The sequence below is a fragment of the Aquibacillus sediminis genome, from assembly GCF_005870085.1.
Lineage (GTDB): Bacteria > Bacillota > Bacilli > Bacillales > Amphibacillaceae > Aquibacillus_E > Aquibacillus_E sediminis.
Genome location: NZ_SZNM01000003.1, coordinates 270,402 through 289,307, shown reverse-complemented (window position 1 = coordinate 289,307; position 18,906 = coordinate 270,402). Strand labels below are relative to the sequence as shown.

The 18,906-nt window shown below is 35.6% G+C and carries 16 protein-coding genes; 11 read left to right on the top strand and 5 right to left on the bottom strand.

Annotation, left to right across the window (positions count from 1 at the left end):
* The first annotated feature begins 284 nt into the window (after window positions 1–284).
* The 5 genes from FCI53_RS04965 (at window position 285) to pepF (ending at window position 6,093) form a co-directional block, all read left to right on the top strand.
* Window positions 285–878 carry a GNAT family N-acetyltransferase gene (locus tag FCI53_RS04965; protein WP_138416430.1) on the top strand — a complete coding sequence of 198 codons (594 nt, stop codon included), beginning with the start codon at window positions 285–287 and terminating at the stop codon, window positions 876–878.
* Between the two features lie 285 nt (window positions 879–1,163).
* Window positions 1,164–1,559 (top strand): transcriptional regulator SpxA, encoded by a 396-nt coding sequence (spxA, locus tag FCI53_RS04960; protein ID WP_138416428.1) that lies wholly within the window; start codon window positions 1,164–1,166, stop codon window positions 1,557–1,559.
* Window positions 1,560–1,900: 341 nt separating this feature from the next.
* Window positions 1,901–2,587 (top strand): adaptor protein MecA, encoded by a 687-nt coding sequence (gene mecA / locus FCI53_RS04955; RefSeq protein WP_138416426.1) that lies wholly within the window; start codon window positions 1,901–1,903, stop codon window positions 2,585–2,587.
* Between the two features lie 389 nt (window positions 2,588–2,976).
* The gene (locus FCI53_RS04950; protein ID WP_138416424.1) at window positions 2,977–4,143 is read left to right on the top strand and encodes a competence protein CoiA; all 1,167 of its coding nucleotides are present in this window, start codon (window positions 2,977–2,979) and stop codon (window positions 4,141–4,143) included.
* 132 nt (window positions 4,144–4,275) lie between these two features.
* On the top strand, window positions 4,276–6,093 hold the full coding sequence (pepF, locus tag FCI53_RS04945; protein WP_246050010.1) for an oligoendopeptidase F: 1,818 nt from the start codon (window positions 4,276–4,278) through the stop codon (window positions 6,091–6,093).
* 1,038 nt (window positions 6,094–7,131) lie between these two features.
* On the opposite strand, the gene FCI53_RS04940 is transcribed toward pepF, so the two are convergent.
* The 3 genes from FCI53_RS04940 to FCI53_RS04930 all read right to left on the bottom strand — a co-directional run bounded on the left by FCI53_RS04940 (window position 7,132) and on the right by FCI53_RS04930 (window position 8,998).
* Window positions 7,132–8,016 carry a DsbA family protein gene (locus tag FCI53_RS04940; protein ID WP_281279501.1) on the bottom strand — a complete coding sequence of 295 codons (885 nt, stop codon included), beginning with the start codon at window positions 8,014–8,016 and terminating at the stop codon, window positions 7,132–7,134.
* Window positions 8,013–8,312 carry a globin family protein gene (locus tag FCI53_RS04935; protein WP_138416417.1) on the bottom strand — a complete coding sequence of 100 codons (300 nt, stop codon included), beginning with the start codon at window positions 8,310–8,312 and terminating at the stop codon, window positions 8,013–8,015. The genes FCI53_RS04940 and FCI53_RS04935 overlap by 4 nt, the downstream gene beginning before the upstream one ends.
* Window positions 8,313–8,428: 116 nt before the next feature.
* Window positions 8,429–8,998 carry a CYTH domain-containing protein gene (locus tag FCI53_RS04930; RefSeq protein WP_138416414.1) on the bottom strand — a complete coding sequence of 190 codons (570 nt, stop codon included), beginning with the start codon at window positions 8,996–8,998 and terminating at the stop codon, window positions 8,429–8,431.
* Between the two features lie 283 nt (window positions 8,999–9,281).
* On the opposite strand from FCI53_RS04930, the gene yjbM reads away from it, so the two are divergent.
* The 3 genes from yjbM to FCI53_RS04915 all read left to right on the top strand — a co-directional run bounded on the left by yjbM (window position 9,282) and on the right by FCI53_RS04915 (window position 11,955).
* Window positions 9,282–9,911: a GTP diphosphokinase gene (gene yjbM / locus FCI53_RS04925; protein ID WP_138416413.1), complete on the top strand. Its 630-nt coding sequence runs from the start codon at window positions 9,282–9,284 to the stop codon at window positions 9,909–9,911.
* Window positions 9,911–10,717, top strand: a complete 807-nt coding sequence (locus FCI53_RS04920; RefSeq protein ID WP_138416410.1) for an NAD kinase — start codon at window positions 9,911–9,913, stop codon at window positions 10,715–10,717. Before yjbM ends, FCI53_RS04920 begins: the two co-directional genes overlap by 1 nt.
* Before the next feature lie 368 nt (window positions 10,718–11,085).
* Window positions 11,086–11,955 (top strand): RluA family pseudouridine synthase, encoded by an 870-nt coding sequence (locus FCI53_RS04915; protein ID WP_425457154.1) that lies wholly within the window; start codon window positions 11,086–11,088, stop codon window positions 11,953–11,955.
* A 184-nt stretch (window positions 11,956–12,139) separates the two neighbouring features.
* On the opposite strand, the gene prpE is transcribed toward FCI53_RS04915, so the two are convergent.
* Window positions 12,140–12,877: a bis(5'-nucleosyl)-tetraphosphatase PrpE gene (gene prpE / locus FCI53_RS04910; RefSeq protein WP_138416409.1), complete on the bottom strand. Its 738-nt coding sequence runs from the start codon at window positions 12,875–12,877 to the stop codon at window positions 12,140–12,142.
* Window positions 12,878–12,962: 85 nt separating this feature from the next.
* Window positions 12,963–14,153, bottom strand: a complete 1,191-nt coding sequence (locus tag FCI53_RS04905; protein WP_138416407.1) for an FtsW/RodA/SpoVE family cell cycle protein — start codon at window positions 14,151–14,153, stop codon at window positions 12,963–12,965.
* 445 nt (window positions 14,154–14,598) lie between these two features.
* Between FCI53_RS04905 and mgtE the strand changes: the two genes are divergently transcribed.
* The 3 genes from mgtE to fabI all read left to right on the top strand — a co-directional run bounded on the left by mgtE (window position 14,599) and on the right by fabI (window position 18,857).
* The gene (gene mgtE, locus FCI53_RS04900) at window positions 14,599–15,966 is read left to right on the top strand and encodes a magnesium transporter (RefSeq protein WP_138416405.1); all 1,368 of its coding nucleotides are present in this window, start codon (window positions 14,599–14,601) and stop codon (window positions 15,964–15,966) included.
* Window positions 15,967–15,979: 13 nt separating this feature from the next.
* Window positions 15,980–17,833, top strand: a complete 1,854-nt coding sequence (locus tag FCI53_RS04895; RefSeq protein ID WP_138416403.1) for a monovalent cation:proton antiporter family protein — start codon at window positions 15,980–15,982, stop codon at window positions 17,831–17,833.
* 244 nt (window positions 17,834–18,077) lie between these two features.
* Window positions 18,078–18,857, top strand: a complete 780-nt coding sequence (gene fabI, locus FCI53_RS04890) for an enoyl-ACP reductase FabI (protein WP_138416401.1) — start codon at window positions 18,078–18,080, stop codon at window positions 18,855–18,857.
* Window positions 18,858–18,906 lie beyond the last annotated feature (49 nt).

Sequence of the window (18,906 nt, the reverse complement as noted above, 5' to 3'; positions counted from 1 at the left end):
GTGAAGATATTATACAGAAACGGATGAAAAAAAACTTTATTCCATGTAAATATTTCTAGTCATTTTGGTCAAACTAATACTTATTGCCGAAATTTTAAAAAACTTTATGGTAAAAAATGTTAACAATTAGAGAGATATTCGTTATACTAATGAAGGGAGATTTTCATTTTAAATAAGTTAATTGTGTAATATAAGTAATCCTTCGTGCATAACTTAATGGTTTCTAAGTTTCATGAATTTTTTTCACAGTTTGATCACTATAAACTTGTTAAGGGAGTAGATCAATGAATTGGTATGAAAAGTTGAATGAGTATTTTCCAATTGAAGAAATGAAGTCAAAGGAACATATGGAAATGCTTTTGAAGGAAAAAGGAGACGTTTATCATAAAGATGAAGGTCCTAATCATGTTTTAATGTATGCGGAATTTGAAACATTTATCTTTATTGATTATGTATTTGTATCAAATGCTGCCAGAGGTCAAGGCTTAGGAAGTCAATTAATTGAAAAACTAAAGAAAAAAAATAAGCCAATTATTTTAGAAGTAGAACCGTTTGACTATAAGGATTCGGATTCACAAAAGCGACTTCGATTCTATCAAAGAGAAGGCTTTCAACACGCGCAGTCAATTGGTTACTCTAGGAGATCGTTAGCGACGAATGAGGAAAGTCCGTTAGAAATCCTATATTGGTCCCCAAATGATGAAGGTGAAGAAACGATCTATAAGCAAATGAAAAAAATGTATGAGGACATTCACACTTATAAAGATGAAGAAATATATGGTAAGCCCTATCAACCTGTTGATGAGGTACTTACTTATGATGATGATCGTGATATTGAAAACATATATGATGCAATTGATGAAAAAAATAGTAAATAAAGATATGATGCTAACTAAACTCCCGCGTTACCATCATTGGGAACTAGGGGAGTTTTCATTTTTGGGTTTATTATGTTCAGAAATAGGGTATTTCTAAAAGGTATGGAAAAGTCAAAAAAATTACATAAATTTTAAAAAAATTATAGAATTCTCTACCTTTGAGTTGACAATTGTAGTATACTGTAGATAGAAGGTTATTTAAAGTTATTTTAATTTAATAAAGTCTTCAATTCATTAGTAGTTACTATAAATTAAAAAATTTATATATTGAGGAGTGAAGTTTCAATGGTAACACTTTATACCTCACCAAGTTGTACATCTTGTCGCAAAGCAAAAGCATGGCTCGAAGAACACGATATACCATTCCATGAACGAAATATTTTCTCCGATGCACTGACATTAGATGAGATTAAAGAAATTCTAAGAATGACAGAGGATGGAACGGACGAAATTATTTCAACTAGATCAAAGGTTTTTCAAAAGCTTAATATTAATTTAGATCAGATGCCGATGAAAGATTTATTTGAACTGATCCAAGAAAATCCAGGACTTCTTCGTCGTCCGATTATTCTTGATGAAAAACGTCTTCAAGTCGGCTATAATGAGGATGAAATTAGACGTTTTCTACCTCGAACGGTTCGAACATTCCAGCTTCGTGAAGCACAACGAATGGTTAACTAAACATAAGCGCAGATCTTTTAAGATGGAGGTCTGCGTTTTTTTCTATATACTACCAATCGATTGCAAAGGCAGGACTAGTGACAAATGTATCGAAATAAGTTAAAATAATAAACTAATCATCCTTTAGTATAGCCTATTATCCAAACATGAAATTTGTGAAATTCGCCTGTTTTTTAAAGAGATAAGTAATATGTGTTTTCAAACAGGAGAAAATATCATAAAATAAAACTAAGATAAAATGATGATTGATCCATGTAATAATTGGGTATGGTGGTAATAGGAGTATAACTAGGTGAAGTATCCCTTCCACCTAAAATTTTATCAGAAGGGAGAGTGGCGAGATGGAAATAGAAAGAATTAATGAAAATACGGTAAAGTTCTATATTTCCTATCTAGATATTGAAGATCGTGGATTTGACCGAGAAGAAATTTGGTATAATCGTGAGAAAAGTGAACAATTATTTTGGCAAGTAATGGATGAAGTCAATTACAATGAAGAAGATTTTAATATAGATGGCCCATTATGGATACAAGTTCAAGCACTTGATAAAGGGCTAGAGATCGTGGTTACAAAAGCCCAGTTGTCTAAAGATGGGCAGAATTTAGAATTACCAACGGAAAATGGAAAAACGATTGATATGCCTGTTGATGAAAAAATTGAATCGTTATTAGACGAGAAATTTGGAACATCCCATCAAGAAGAATTTGATATGAAATTGCTTGAGGAAGAATTATCATTCGTAGTAAGTTTCAATGATTTCGAAGAGGTAATTCAGTTAAGTCATTACTTCCCAAATGTGGATGGTGTGTCCGACCGCCTTTATCATTTTGAAGGTCAATATTTATTGTTAATTCAATTTGAAGATGATTATCTAGAGGACGAAGAACAAGAAAACGTGCTAAGCCAAATTTTAGAATTTGGTAAAGAATCAAGTGTTACGATATACCGATTACAAGAATACGGGAAGTCAATCTTTGAAGCTGACGCACTGTCGCAAATTAAAGAGTACTTCCCATTGCAAGATTAGCATTCGTATAGCGCGAATGCTTTTTTTTGTTCTTTTTTAGAGTATGTTGTGTTGTCACAAAAAATATAAACTCCGACGTAAGTTTTAAATTTAAGGACAATTTGAGTTGAGTGCTGATTGTTTTCTGGTTCAACGACGCTTTTTTTTCCGCTTACTTACATGCTTGTACTTTTTTCGGTTCAACCGCATATATAATGAATCATAGCTTAAGAGAAGTAAGTATATGGTATAAGCGATAAAAACTAAGTATTTGTAGAAAGGCATAGTAAAATTACATCGGATTTTCTATCAACTACGTCATCGAAAATCACAAAGTGTCACATAGACGTCACATATCAGTAGAGGAAGTATACCTCTGTTATCGAAATATAAAAGTGGAGGTGTATGGAATGCTACAAGCAATGAATCAAAATGGCTATTTATTAACCCCTGCTTTATTAGAACCCCACAAATTAGAAAAGCTGAAACAAAATTCATTTTCCTGTCCACATTGTAAGGAACATGTGATTATGAAGACGGGTAAGTACAAGATTCCCCACTTTGCCCACTATGCGAAAAGCGCTTGTCCATCTTCAAGTAGCGGGGAGGGTGAATACCATGAACATGGTAAACTTGATTTATATTATTGGCTAAAGAATCAAGGGGTTGATGTGCGTTTAGAAGTATATTTACCGACTATTAATCAGAGGCCGGATTTGTTATTTCAAATTGGCTCGAAGACCATTGTTGTGGAGTACCAATGTGCACGCATTTCACATGAGGAATTTATTCACAGAAATAAAGGCTACAAACGATTAAACATCCATCCAATATGGATCCTCGGTGGTAATCGAATGAAGCGAAAAGGAGAGTTTTCACTACAAACGAATGCTTCTGACTACAAGTTTCTTCATCAATTCTCCAAGCAACTCCCACTGACTTTTTACTTTTATTGTCCAAAAACGAAAGATATATCAATTGTTCATTCGATTCAAGCTACAGGAAAAAATGTATCCTACGCACAATTTCAGTTTCAAAAACTTACTAGGTTAAAATTGGCCGACTTATGGCGTTATAACGGCAAGAGCAACTATCAACTTTTGCAAATATGGAAGATAGAAAAGGAACGACTTCGAACTAAACCATTACGTAGTTATTCTTCCAAACAACGTCAATGGAATCAGTGGCTTTATCTTCAACATTTGCATCCCAGTTTACTCCCATCTATTGTACATTTACCTGTACGGGGGCAATTCATCATGAACAGTCCACCATGGATTTGGCAAAGCAGATTAGTCTTAAATCTGTTCCAAACGCCATATAAGCAAGTTACCAAACAGATGTGTGATTGTTTAATAAGAAAAGACAAGTTACCTCCTTCATATTTCCCGCTTGTCAAACCTGTCTATGATCCAGTTTTGGAATATCTCCACTTACTTGTTCAATTAAATTACTTGCATGAGGAAAGTCCAATAACCTACAAATTAGTAAAGGAAATTCCATGTCACCACCATATCAACCGTGCGATTGATGCGGATCATCGCCTGTTGGAACAATTAATGAATAGCGGATTATGAGCAACTATTCGCATGATCTGGTTTTGTTTCGATATACTAATAATAGGTGATAAAAAGATAGGGATAGTTATAAAGGTTTTTAGCTTTTTATCAAGAAATTATATAGGTAGAAGGAAAAAGGAGGATGGACAGTTGGCACAATCTGCTAAACAAATAAAAAAAAGAGAAGAAATACCTGAAGAAAAAACATGGAAATTAGAGGATATTTTTGCTACTGATGAACAATGGGAACAAGAACTAGAAGCGATTAAACAACAGGTACCGACTTTTAAAGAGTATCAAGGTAAATTAGATCAATCAGCACAAAACTTGTATGAATTGTTGACCCTTCAGGATGAGGTATCAGAGCGTATTGGCAAACTTTTTACATACGCACATATGAGATATGACCAAGACACGACGAATTCTTTTTATCAAGCATTAAATGCAAAAGCAGAAAATCTGATTACGCAAGTATCTAGTGCAATGAGCTTTATTGTACCTGAAATTCTGTCGATTGATGATACAAAATTAAAAAACTTTCTAGAGGAGAAAGAAGAACTAAAGCTTTATCAACATGCACTAAATGAAATTACTAGACAGCGTCCACATATTTTAAGTGAGAAAGAAGAGGAACTGTTAGCAGAAGCATCGGAAGTGACTGGCAATGCTGCACAAACATTTGGAATGCTAAACAATGCAGATTTAACGTTCCCAGTTATTAAAGATGAAGATGGAAATGATGTTGAATTAACACATGGCCGTTATTTAGGATTTTTGGAATCTAGTGATCGTCAAGTCCGTAAAGAGGCATTTAAAGCGATGTATGACACGTTTGGTAAGTTTAAAAATACATTTTCATCAACCTTGTCAGGCGCTGTCAAGAAAAATAACTTTTATGCTAAGATTCGAAATTATGAGTCTGCACGTCAATCAGCACTTGATAACAATAAGATTCCAGAACAAGTGTATGATAATTTAGTGGAAGCAATTAATGAACGTTTATCTCTATTGCATCGATATGTTGCAGTACGTAAGAAAGTTTTAGCACTTGATGAAGTGCATATGTATGACTTGTATACACCATTAGTCAAAGATGTCGATATGAAAATTCCATATGAAAAAGCACAAGAACACGTGCTAAAAGGCCTTGCTCCACTTGGAGACGAATATGTAGGAATCATAAAAGAGGGCTATGAGAATCGCTGGATTGATGTCGAAGAAAATAAAGGAAAGCGTAGTGGAGCATATTCCTCAGGTGCTTATGGTACCAATCCATATATTTTATTGAATTGGCAAAATAACTTAAATAACCTGTTTACTTTGGCACATGAGCTTGGTCACTCCGTTCACAGCTATTATACACGCAAACATCAGCCATTCCGTTATGGAAATTACTCCATATTCGTGGCCGAAGTTGCTTCTACTTGTAATGAGGCACTTCTGAATGAGTATATGATTCAAAATACGAAAGATCAAAAGGAAAAATTATTCTTATTAAATCATTTCTTGGAAGGCTTCCGTGGTACGGTATTCCGTCAAACAATGTTTGCTGAGTTTGAACATAATATTCATATCCTGGATCAAAATGGGGAGGCATTGACAGCTGATAAGTTAACGGAGGTTTATTATGATCTTAATAAAAAATATTTTGGTGATGATATTGTAATAGATGAAGAAATTGGATTAGAATGGGCTCGTATCCCGCATTTTTATTACAATTATTATGTGTATCAATATGCAACAGGTTATGCTGCTGCAACAACACTAGCATCACAAATTCTCAAAGAAAAAGACCCTGCTGTTGAACGCTATTTAGGTTTCTTAAAAGCTGGGAATAGTGATTATCCGATTGAAGTATTAAAACAAGCTGGAGTCGACATGACCGAGAAACAACCAATCTTGTCTGCGCTAGATGTATTTGAAGAGAAGTTAACAGAAATGGAACAATTATTAGAGGAAATGGAATAAATAAATTTAACCGAGTGGAACATGTTGATGCTTTCACTCGGTTTTTTTCTGTGTCGCGTTTAGAAGGAGGCTTAACGAAGAGGTAAATACGTTATTTAAATCCCCGAAATGCATTTCTATGTGTTAAAGAAAAGATCATTAAGTAAATAGAAATAAATAACATTGGTAACGTAAGGATTAGTGGAATGAGTTGCATTAGCGCAAATATGTTTAAAATAAAGGAAAGAATGGTTAAAAAAGAAAAGAATAATGGAAAGAAGCGTCGCACCTCTATTCACCTCCAAGGCTTTGTCCACTGATATTTTCTATGTAAATTATATGAGAAAAGATTTGTAGATAGAAGTGTGACATTTATGTGAACTAGTGAACACTGCTATTGCAAAATTCGTCGAACGATGCTATATTAATAAATGTGAGATGTTTAACAAACAAAAAACCCCTTTGTTTGACCTGAAACTTTCTCCCATCCCCCCTTGTCTAGAAATAGACGATAAGAAGGATATGTCGACGGACATATCCTTTTTTTATTTTATTTTGATTAGTGAACCTTATGGTTATTACTGTTCATTTGCTGTATTATGCGCAGTAACATTTATAATTGTTTTTAATTGTTGTTTTGTTATAACGCGTATTTAGATTTTTCTCGATAGCACGATTTTAGAGGCTTTTTCACGCATAATCCAGCGCTAATTATCTAGATCCTGCGCATTTAGTGCTTTTTCACGCATAATCCAGCGCTAATTATCTAGATCCTGCGTATTTAGTGCCTTTTCACGCATAATCCAGCGCTAATTCTCTAGATTCGGCGTATTTAGTGCCTCTTCACGCATAATTTAGCGCTAATTATCTAGATACCGTGTATTTTGGAAAATCACTGTACTTCAGTAGTTAAATTAGTTAATGACTTGTTGCCATAATACAGCTTTTATACAATAATAAAAATCTGTATATAGCATTGCACCTCCCGCATGTTAAGAGGGGATTGCGAGCAATAAAAAAGACCAACTCCTTTGTCCGAAGTTGATCACTAAAACTGGTTTATCCAATATATCTCCAAAATGTTCCATGCTTGACAGGTACTTTTTCTACAAGTTGTTTTAATTGTAATTTTTTCATTTCTTTAGCTGTTTTTTCGTAAGACCAATCATAAACAACGGAGATCTCTTTCGTTCCCACGAAATGAAAATGGGATAAAAAATCTACGAGTTCTGGTTTGGTAGCGGGAGTGGGATCCTTTTGTAACATCTGTTTTAAGACTTTTACATAGATGTCATATGGATATAACCCAGATAGTTTCAAACCTTCTTCTCCATTTTCATTGAAAAAAACAAGTGATGGAATGTATTCCACACCCATTTCTTTCGTTAGTTTCAGATCACATTGTAATGCTTTTCTAGCGGTTTTGGAATAGAGGTCGGATTTAAATTCTTCTATATCTAAGTTAGATTGTTCCGCACATTTGAGTAGGACATCTTCTTTTGAAATATCTTGCTTATCTAAAAATACGTTCTCCTGAATTTTTCGTAAATATTTTCGTCCAGCTTTTTTACCTTGTAGTTCTGCTGCTTTGATTGCGATAGAAGTGTATAAGGGATGTGTAATTGGATTTTCTATCCATATATCTCCGTCACAGCTCATACCTGTACGATTAGCAGTTTTTTCCCAAATTTCTTTCAGACGTTTCGGTTTTCCAAAATTATCTTTATTTAATGTCATTAAACGACCACTTAGGATAGGGCGAATGGTAAAAAAACGGCCATATTCGATCGTAAGCTTTTTTAAATAGGGTTCAAGCGACCAACATTCTGGACATAGTGGATCAACAAAAACATATATTTCTACTTGTTTTTTCAAAAAATCAAAAAAGCCATACGGTGCGGTTTGGTTACTCTGGTTGTTAGATCCAGATGAATTCCAAGTCACAATGATTCTCCTTTCTGTTCCTCGGGTGTATTCATCATTTGGTGTGTTGTTAAAGATAGGCAATGAAACAGCGCACATTTGTATGACTTTGGTATGGAAACTGGATTAAGTACTGCATCCATGTAAAGAAGCCATGCATCTTTTTGAATTGGTGTGTTTGTAAACGGTAGAAATCCCCAATTTAAAACTGACCTTTTTCTTAGATGTATAGCTATTCGAGCAGAGAACATTTTACAGAGTTGTTCTATTCTGTTGTTGCCACCAATTGTCTTAGAAACAGTAATTGGTTGTATCATCCTTACCAAACCCCTCGTGCATCATCAATCAATCATTTTAGTATATTGTACCAATGCCTCATTCGCTTGAGCAACTTATCTGTTTAGTAGGTTGAACTATTATATGTTTAACAAGGCTAAAGCGTTGTATAAAACCGTTTTATTTTATTGTCGGTTTCTCGTTTTGGAATTTGTTGTTCAATGAGTAACTGATTAAAGACTTTTTGGCCATGTTGAAAGTTTTTGGCTTCCAACTCTAGCTCATAATCAACATGATTGTTATACGTATTATAATCCAAAACAACGATCGTATCCTGATAAGGTACTTCTTGCCTATGAGTTTGCAGCCTACCACCATAATGAAGTTTGGCAAAATCTATTCCTAACTGATTCAATTGTTTTGCAACATGAGGTTTGGGAATAATATCGCCATTTATCCACGAATGTGCTTCTTCGGCTGTTAAGGTATCATGGGTCTCTAATAAGCCATCCGTGTGTGGCTGTTTTAATGTTAATTGCCATAAGTCATTTTTTTTTCTAATTCTTAAAGCAGCTCCATTTGCTTTTAACTGAAAGTCTTTGGTTTCAAAATAGTGATTTGTTTGAATGGTTGCTGGATGGTTATCTAAGTTAAAAAACTGTTGCAAACGTTGATATTCTAATTTAGTCAACATATTTTTAAATTCAATTTCAATTTCTTGTGTCAAAATCCATACCTCCAACAAAGTAGTCTAATCTATATTGTGTAGAATCTCTAATGAAATTGCAAAAGATAGCCTTAAAATCTTCTACAATTTCTTTCATTTCGTGTACAATAATAAAGAATGATCATATAAGTGAGTTCTCTAAAAGGAGGAGAAAAAGGACCTAGACGTTTGGTATACTTTACCTTTAAGGTCCGCAGAGTAAAAGTTTGTTGCAATCTTTCGTTAAATTTTTACCTCCTTTTAGAAATGAAAAAATGGATACAATAACAAGGTGGTATGTCATGTGAATTGGGAAGCTTTCCTCGCCCCGTATGTACAAGTGGTCGAGGAGTTAAAAGTTAAACTGAAGGGAATGAGAGCCCAATTTGAATTTGAATCGCGACATTCTCCAATTGAATTTGTTACAGGTCGTGTGAAGCCCGTTCCTAGCATTTTGGAAAAAATTTATCGTAGAAATATTCCGCTAGAAAAAATGGAAACTGATCTTCAAGATATTGCAGGTGTACGGGTAGTATGTCAGTTTGTTGACGACATTTATACGATTATCGATATGTTGAAAGCACGAAATGACTTCGAAATTGTTGAGGAAAAAGATTATATTGCAGAAAAAAAAGAAAGTGGTTATCGTTCTTATCATATAATTATTAAATATCCTGTTGAAACAGTAAGAGGAGAAAAACTTTTGCTTGCTGAAATACAGGTTCGAACCTTGGCGATGAATTTCTGGGCGACAAACGAACATTCTTTAAATTACAAATATGAGGGCCAAATCCCTACAGCTGTAAAAGCAAGGTTAAAGAGCGCAGCGGAAGCAGCCTTTCAATTAGATGAAGAAATGTCTAAGATAAAAGATGAAGTCCTTGAAGCACAGCGAATTTTTCATAAAAATAAAAACAAGGGTGGGAAAAATTAATGAAATTTGCAATTAAGTCCAAAGGGGATGAAAAGTCCAATCAGATACGGGCAAGAATTGAACAGTACTTAATTGAATTTGATTTAATTTATGATAGCGAGGAGCCAGATTTAGTTATTTCGGTTGGTGGGGATGGTACGTTTCTTGAAGCATTTCATACATATAACCACCGCTTGCGGGATACAGCTTTTATTGGTATTCATACTGGACATTTAGGGTTTTATGCTGACTGGGTTCCAGACGAGATTGAGAAATTGATTATAGAAATAGCTAAGAAACCTTTTCAAGTTGTAGAATATCCATTACTAGACTTAACCATCTATCCTAAAAATGGAGGGAAAGTCGATCATTTTCTTGCATTGAATGAATGCTCAGTAAAAACTGCGGAAGGATCTGTTGTGCTTGACCTTTCCATTAAAGATGAACATTTTGAGCGGTTTCGTGGTGATGGGTTATGTATTTCCACCCCTTCAGGAAGTACTGCTTATAACAAGGCATTAGGTGGTGGGATTATTCACCCGTCCCTAGAATCGATTCAAGTAACCGAAATCGCTTCGATTAACAATCGAGTATTTAGAACAATTGGTTCCCCGTTAATTTTACCAAAGCATCATGTTTGCAAGTTAGAACCAATTCATGATGAACGGAGTTTCCTCATTACGGTTGATCATATAACAGGAACATACAACAATGTGGATGCAATTGAGTGCAAGGTAGCAAGTGAAAAAATTCGGTTTGCGCGATTCCGCTCCTTTCCATTTTGGAAACGAGTCCATGATTCCTTTGTATCCGATGATCGAACGTAAAAGAGAAGATTCTGTTTAGCTTTTTTGCGTCGTACTGAAAGAAAATTCGACATAACTGATTTTCTGTTCGTTCATTTATTACGGTGCAACCGTCCGTAAGACTCCCACTTCAAAACATGATCGGAAACGGAAATGTTTAAGCGGGAGTTAACTTTCGCTTTCACCCCGATTGGTTCAAGGGCCTGCGGGTCTCTCCTACTAACATTTAGTTGGGGAAGAGAAAAACAAAGAGTGAAATTTTACTTTATAAAATGAATGCTGGTCTAGCGCTGTGGAATACACCTAGCTTTTCGCAGGTGACTGATGAGCCTCTATAGAAAACAGCCAAAGAGAAAGAAATCCATAGGGGAAGAAGGGTGTAAGTCAAAGTGAAATGGATGATAGAAAAACAACATCAAGACATGCTAGTGTATGATTATTTACGCCAAATAAAAGGTTTTTCTAGTCGATTATTAAAAGAAGTAAAATATGATCGATTATTGGTGAATGGGAAGGTTGTAACGGTACGCAGAAGGTTAGTAGCTGGTGATGAATTAGAGGTCTTGCTACCGCCTGAAGGGCGTGGTGCATCCTTGCAATCTGAACAGCTTCCATTGGAAATTATTTATGAAGACGATGATGTGTTAGTGGTAAATAAGCCCGCAGGCATCGCCACCTTACCATCGATGAATCATAAGTCAGGTACAATTGCTAATCGACTACTTGGTTATTATGACCAGCATCATTTGCCATACACTGTTCATATTGTGACAAGATTAGATGCTGATACTTCTGGTTTGTTGCTTGTGGCGAAACATCGTTATAGCCATTTATTGCTTTTTCGTGATCAACAAAAAGGTTTAATCAATCGTCGGTATCAAGCGATTATTGAGGGGCAATTGTCTAATAAGCAAGGGACAATTCGTCTCCCAATTGGGAGGAAATCAGGATCGATTATTGAACGTACTGTTGTAGAGGATGGAAAACCAGCTATAACGCATTATCAAGTATTGGAAATTCGCAATGGTTACACGAACGTAGGTGTGAACTTAGAAACAGGGCGTACCCACCAAATACGTGTTCATTTTGCCCATATTGGACATCCACTACTAGGTGATGGATTATATGGGCAAAAGAAACAAGAAATCGAACGACATGCGCTACATTGCTCGGGATTAAGTTTTCAACACCCTATTACCAATGAGTTAAAAACCTTTCATGCAGAAATGCCAGCAGATATGAAACAAATTATTTTATAGATAGAAAATATCTATACATGCGGAGACGAAGGCGCGTAGATGCACACAAGTGGTGCACATAGAAGCTCAGGTTGCTCGTCCCCATATCAAAGTTGCGCACACCTTAGAATACGTGTAAGCACCTTTGTCAAGCGCAATTATACTAATGATACTCGAAAAAAAAGCACTTCTTTCTTAGAAGTGCTCAATCTATCCGAAACTTTTCTTCTATATAAGGTTGCTTTGACGGAACAGAAATACATTCTTCTTCAGGCAACCGAAAACAAGTTAAGGCATTACCAAACACGCAACCAGTATCAATGTTAATGGTTTTATTTACGATACGAGGATGGTTGACAGGGGTATGACCATATACAATCCATCTATCTCCATGATAGGATTGTGCCCAATCTCGTCGTACTGGTCGACCATCTTCATGTGTTTCACCAGTAATATCTCCGTATAATACAAAGGTTTTTACCTTTTTTCCAGTTTTGCCAATCAAGTTTTCACTAATGCCAGCATGAGCAATCACTGCATTTACTTCAGGTAGTTCTAGGTAGAGTGATGCTTGGTCATATAACGTCATAAAATGGTGTCTAACTTGTTTTTGCAGTTTTTTGTCCAATGCTTGATATTCAGCCACGGTTGTTTCCAAACCATGTTGTTGTTTGACATTATTGCCTAAAAAATAGCGGTATAATTTGTTACAATGATTGCCTGGAACATATTTCGCAACTTGTTCTTCGACGACCATCTTGTAAACGAGTAATATCACAGCGATGGAATTCGGTCCCCGATCTGTTAAGTCGCCAACAAAAACAGGTAGTCGGTCATCAGGGTGGATCGGAACGTTATTGTTCCATTCGTAACCAAGACGATCAAATAACTCTTTTAATTCATCAATACAACCATGTATATCTCCTATAACATCAACTTTCACGATCATTAACCTCCAACCATTATAATTGCATTCATAAGAAAAGGGCGGAAAACCCATACAAATAGCTTTTCCACCCTTTATAAATCTAATCAAACATATATTCTTTTGTTCGGTAATGAATGTTTAAGACAATCCCAATCGCGATTAAATAAGTCAATGTGGAGCTACCACCGTAACTAATAAACGGTAACGGTAATCCTGTAATTGGCAGTAATTGAATCGACATACCGATATTTTGGAAGGTTTGGAATGTAAACATACCAATGAAACCAGCGATCATAAAGCTTCCAAACGGATCATTACTTTGTAAACCAATATGAATTAATCGATAAATCAATAAGAAAAATAACGTAACGACAAAGCTAGCCCCAAAAAAGCCATATTGTTCGGCAATTACTGAGAAGATCATATCCGTATGTCGTTCCGGGATGTATACTTGAATGTCAGCATATCCCTTTCCAGTTAATTGCCCTGACCCAATTGCCATGATGGCACGTGTTAATTGATAGCCAGAATCACCGTATGTTTCAGGGTAGAGCCAACCAAGAAAACGACTTTCCACGTGCTTGAATCCAACATTATATAGTACATCCCTAGTAGCGTCAGGGTAATTAATATAGAAAAACACAATCACACCTGCAATGATTGTGACAGTTGCGGTAATGGCAAATAAGATCCGCCAACGGATGCCTGACACTAAAATCATACACGCAACAATCGCTGCTAGAACTAAAAAACCACCTAAGTCTGGTTGTACGGCGATTAAGCCCATTGGTGGAAAAGATAGACCCAACAATTTAGCAAGTAACCATAGATCCGTTTGATTGGTCCGTGTTTTGAATTTTTCGTTGTGACTAACAATGATATGTGCAAGAATAACGGTTAAAAAGATCTTCATAAATTCAGCCGGTTGTATCGTTGTTGATGTTCCTGGAATGATAAACCAACTTCTTGCGTTATTTGCCTCATGGATAATTGGTGCAGGAAAATTGAAAAATATCATAAGCAATGTGACAATGCCGAAACCATATAAAATCCATGAGATTTGTCGAAAACGATCATAATCCATTAACATAATTAATACCACTAACATAGAGCCAGCGATGTACCACATAATTTGTTTAATTACTAAACCACTAGCATCGTATGTGGACGGAACGGATGGTTGGAATTGGACAGTATAAATGGCAAAACAACTGACAATTCCCAATAACAACAGGATAAATATTAAAGAATAATCTATACGCATATTTGAATTTGGTTTGTTTGTACTCATTGTTTTACCTTTCTTTCTTTAGGGTAGATGGATAAAAATTTACCAAATATTTATTATAAACGAAAAAAACTATTTTGTACGTAGTTTTTGATATAAAATGTGATTTATGAATAGATAAAAATTTCTTCTTGAGATAAGAAAATACAAAATGTTGATCTATGGTAAACAATTTATTGGAACAGCCGTCTCCAAAAAACGTTAGAGCATGTTAGCAGAACCTCTTTAACATTTGCTTTTAAGATGTACACCATTCCGGTCATGTTACAGGTTAGAAGTTTGCATCTAAAAACTTCATTTCAAGTTTACATCATTTATACAAGAATTTTAAGCATTGTTTATCAGACATTATAATAGGTAAGTAAACGGGTGAACTATTTTCTTAATTGACAAAAGTGCTGGTTGGCAATTACTATTAAACTCTCTAGGCGATAGGAAGGTGATAACAATGGAACATTTAGATGCACAAGAACGTGAACATTATTGGGGAAAAATACAGGATGCTCTAGTTAATGAACAAATTGATCAATTTCGTGCTGAGTTTTTAGAAATGCATCCGTATGATCAAGCGAAAATTTTCGAAGAGCAATCGGAAGATATTCGTTTTTTGGTTTACACGTACTTATCGCCAAAAGAAATAGCAGAAGTAATGGAACATGTGGAAAGAGAATGGGTGGAAACATTTATCACTGAGATGAATGCTACTTTTGCAACCCAAGTACTAGCAGAAATGGCTACCGATGATGCCGTGGACATACTAAATGAATTAGATAAAAATAAGGTTGCAAGTTTTCTAACGGTGATGGAACCTGATGCAGCAGCGGAAATAAAAGAACTATTACACTATGAAGAGAAAACCGCTGGAAGTATTATGACAACGGAATTTGTTGTCATTGATATGAATCAAACTGTAAAAGAAGCAATGCGTCACTTAAGAAAAGAAGCACCAGAAGCAGAAACGATTTATTACATTTATGTTGTTGATGAATTTAAACGACTTGTGGGTGTTATTTCATTAAGAGATCTTCTTATTGCGGAAGGCAGTTGGTTAATTGCTGATGTGATGAGTGATAGGGTTGTATCTGTATCAGTAGGGGAAGACCAAGAAGAAGTAGCCCATAAAATGCGTGACTACGACTTTCTAGCTGTTCCCGTTGTTGATTTTCAAAATCATTTGTTAGGGATCATAACTGTCGATGATATTATGGATGTTATGGACGAAGAAGCAAGTGATGATTATTCCAAGCTTGCAGGTGTCGCAGATATGGATGGTGCCGATCAAAGTGCTTTTGAAGCGGCAAAGAAGCGTTTGCCATGGTTAGTGATCCTGTTATTCTTAGGAATGTTTACTGCAAGTATCATTGGTAGATTTGAAGCAACACTTGATGAAGTTGCAATTCTGGCCATATTCATTCCTCTAATCGCTGGAATGGCTGGTAATACAGGTACACAAGCACTAGCAGTAGCAGTGCGCGGGATTGCAACTGGTGAAAGTGATAAAGAAGGAAAGAATAAGGTAATGTTTCGTGAAGCACTTACAGGTTTAATTACTGGAACTTGCTGCGGAATTTTAGTTACAATTGTCGTATTCGTTTGGCAAGGAGATATCTTTTTAGGCTTGTTAGTTGGTATTTCAATCATGGCAACATTGATTATTGCAACAATTGCAGGCGCATTAGTACCACTTTTAATGCACCGACTAAATATTGACCCAGCTGTTGCTTCTGGGCCGTTTATTACAACGATTAACGATATTATATCGATACTTATTTATTTTGGAATGGCTACAGCATTTATGAATTTACTTACTGGATAAAGGGGGATACAAAATGGAACACGGAGAATCACTTAGTTCATTATTGATTGTGATCTTAGCAGCGTTTTTAACCCCAATAATATTACATCGTCTACGATTAAAAATGATTCCTGTTGTAGTAGCAGAGATCATCGTTGGACTTATTATTGGTTATAGTGGATTGAACCTTGTGGATGAAAGTACATGGTTGGAAACATTATCTACTTTAGGATTTATCTTTTTGATGTTTTTAAGTGGACTTGAGATTGATTTTTCCATCTTTGCGAATAAAAAGAAGGGTCGGAAACCGAGTAAAAGTAATGGAATGCCTAATCCTGTAGTAATTGCGTTAATTGTATTTGTAGGTATATTTATTATTTCGATCGGGCTTTCGTATTTATTTGTTCTTGCTGGATTTATTGATAATATTTTCTTGATGACATTGATTATTTCAACGATTTCATTAGGTGTTGTTGTACCGACATTAAAAGAAGAGCAGGCGATGACAACAACAATTGGTCAAACCATTTTGTTAATTGCAGTAATTGCTGACTTGGCAACTATGATTCTATTAGCAGTATTTGTATCCATTTACGATAGTTCAGGTAACATGTGGTTGCTACTGATCTTATTTGCTGCAGGTATCTTACTCTATTTTGTTGGGAAGCATTTTAGGAATCAAACCTTTATTGAAACCATGTCTAAAGGAACGATTCAAATTGGTACACGAGCTGTCTTTACGTTAATTATTTTCTTAGTTGCTCTATCTGAAACGGTTGGAGCTGAAAACATATTAGGTGCGTTTTTAGCTGGTGCGTTGGTATCATTATTATCACCAAACCAAGATTTAGTCCACAAAATGGATAGTTTTGGATATGGTTTCTTAATTCCAATTTTCTTTGTGATGGTTGGCGTGGAAATAGATTTATGGTCGTTATTCCAGGATCCAAAAGTATTCATCCTAATTCCAACGTTGCTAATTGCATTATTACTCTCTAAACTAGTGCCAGTTGCAATATTAAAAAAATGGTATGATTGGCGCACCGTGTTTAGTTCAGGGATGATTTTGACTTCGACGTTATCCTTAGTTATAGCGGCAGCAACAATTGGCGAACGTATGGGGATCATTGATAGTGACATGGAAAGTGCGTTAATATTAGTCGCTGTACTATCCTGTTTAATTACACCGCCATTCTTTAAGAAATATTATGTAAAACCTGCGGAAGAGGACCATAAGCAAATTATTTCTTTTGTTGGTTCTAACCAAGCAACACTTCCAGTCGTAAGGGAATTAGACCAGCAAGCATTTGAAACACACTTGTACCATACGAAACAAGAAAAGATAGACGAAAATATTACGAAGTCACTGTTTGATATCATCCAATTACAAAATTATGATGTGAAAAAGTTAGAAGAAATTGGTGTGTTTGATGTCGATTTAGTTGTTGTATCCACAGGTGATGAAGCACAGAACGCCGAGATTGCAACGTATGCGAAGGAAATCGGTGTTGAACGTGTCATCGCACGAGCGGAATCATCTCGAATTGATAAAGAACTAAAAGAAAAACAAATTGAAGTCTTTTCTGTCTTAATGTCAACCAAGACAGTGTTAAGGTCATTAATTGAAGCACCAAATGTGGTAGATATTTTAACCCAACAAGAAAGTGCACTATACGAAATAACAATGAATAATCCAAATTACCATGGCATTAAAGTACGTGAGTTTCCATTTACTGGAGATGTCATCATGGTTCGGATCTTTAGAGGGGAAGATACCCTCGTGCCTCATGGTGATACACAATTAATGTTAGGGGATAGTTTGATCGTAACAGGATCAAATGAATATGTGGAAGAATTACAAATGATTTTAGAATATAGTTATGATTAAAGAAATAGGTTAACACATTGTTGTCAGACTCCATTATTTAACTACAGCAGAAAGTTATTTGACGTTGTAGATAAGGGTGTCTGACACTTTGTTTTTGTGCCACCCTTTATATAAAAGAATGCAATAACCATTTAATCAAAGTAATTTTCTAATGTATGCTATTATTGATTGTGTTTTAGCTTGTTTTCATCTAAAATAGTAGCAGGTACTAATAACAAGTGTTAATTATATTGGAGGGTGAATTGTGAATTTTTCATTAGCAGGTCGTACATATGTAGTAATGGGTGTTGCAAATAAGCGTAGTATCGCCTGGGGGATTGCACGTTCCTTACACGAAGCGGGAGCACGTCTTATATTTACCTATGCGAATGAACGCTTTGAGAAACCTGTGCGCGATTTGGTGGCAAGTTTAGATGGACAAGATGCTTTATTTTACGAGTGTGATGTAACAAATGATGATGCAGTGAATGCAACCTTTGAACAAATTAAAAATGATGTCGGTGTGATTCATGGTTTAGCACATTGCATTGCTTTTGCCAATAAAGATGATTTAAAAGGTGAATTTGTTGATACAAGCCGTGATGGTTACCTAACTGCACATAATATTAGTGCATATTCTCTTGTTGCGGTTGCACGTGCTGCGCAACCGGTAATGACAGAAGGTGGCGGCATCATTACGATGACATATTTAGGTGGCGAACGTGTCGTGCAGAATTATAATGTGATGGGCGTTGCTAAAGCAAGTCTTGATGCAACAATGAAATATTTGGCTAATGACCTTGGTAAACATGGTGTCCGTGTCAATGCCATTTCAGCTGGACCAATTCGCACACTTTCCGCTAAAGGGATTGGTGACTTCAATTCAGTATTGAAAAAAATTGAAGAAACAGCACCACTTCGTCGCACCGTTACTCAAGAAGAAGTAGGGGATACTGCTTATTACTTATTAAGTGATTTATCACGCGGCGTTACTGGTGAAGTGATTCATGTTGATTCTGGGTATAATATTTTGGGATTATCTTAATAAGTTTTTAGAAAGAGAATATGTGAGTTATTGTAAAATCCGAACGATG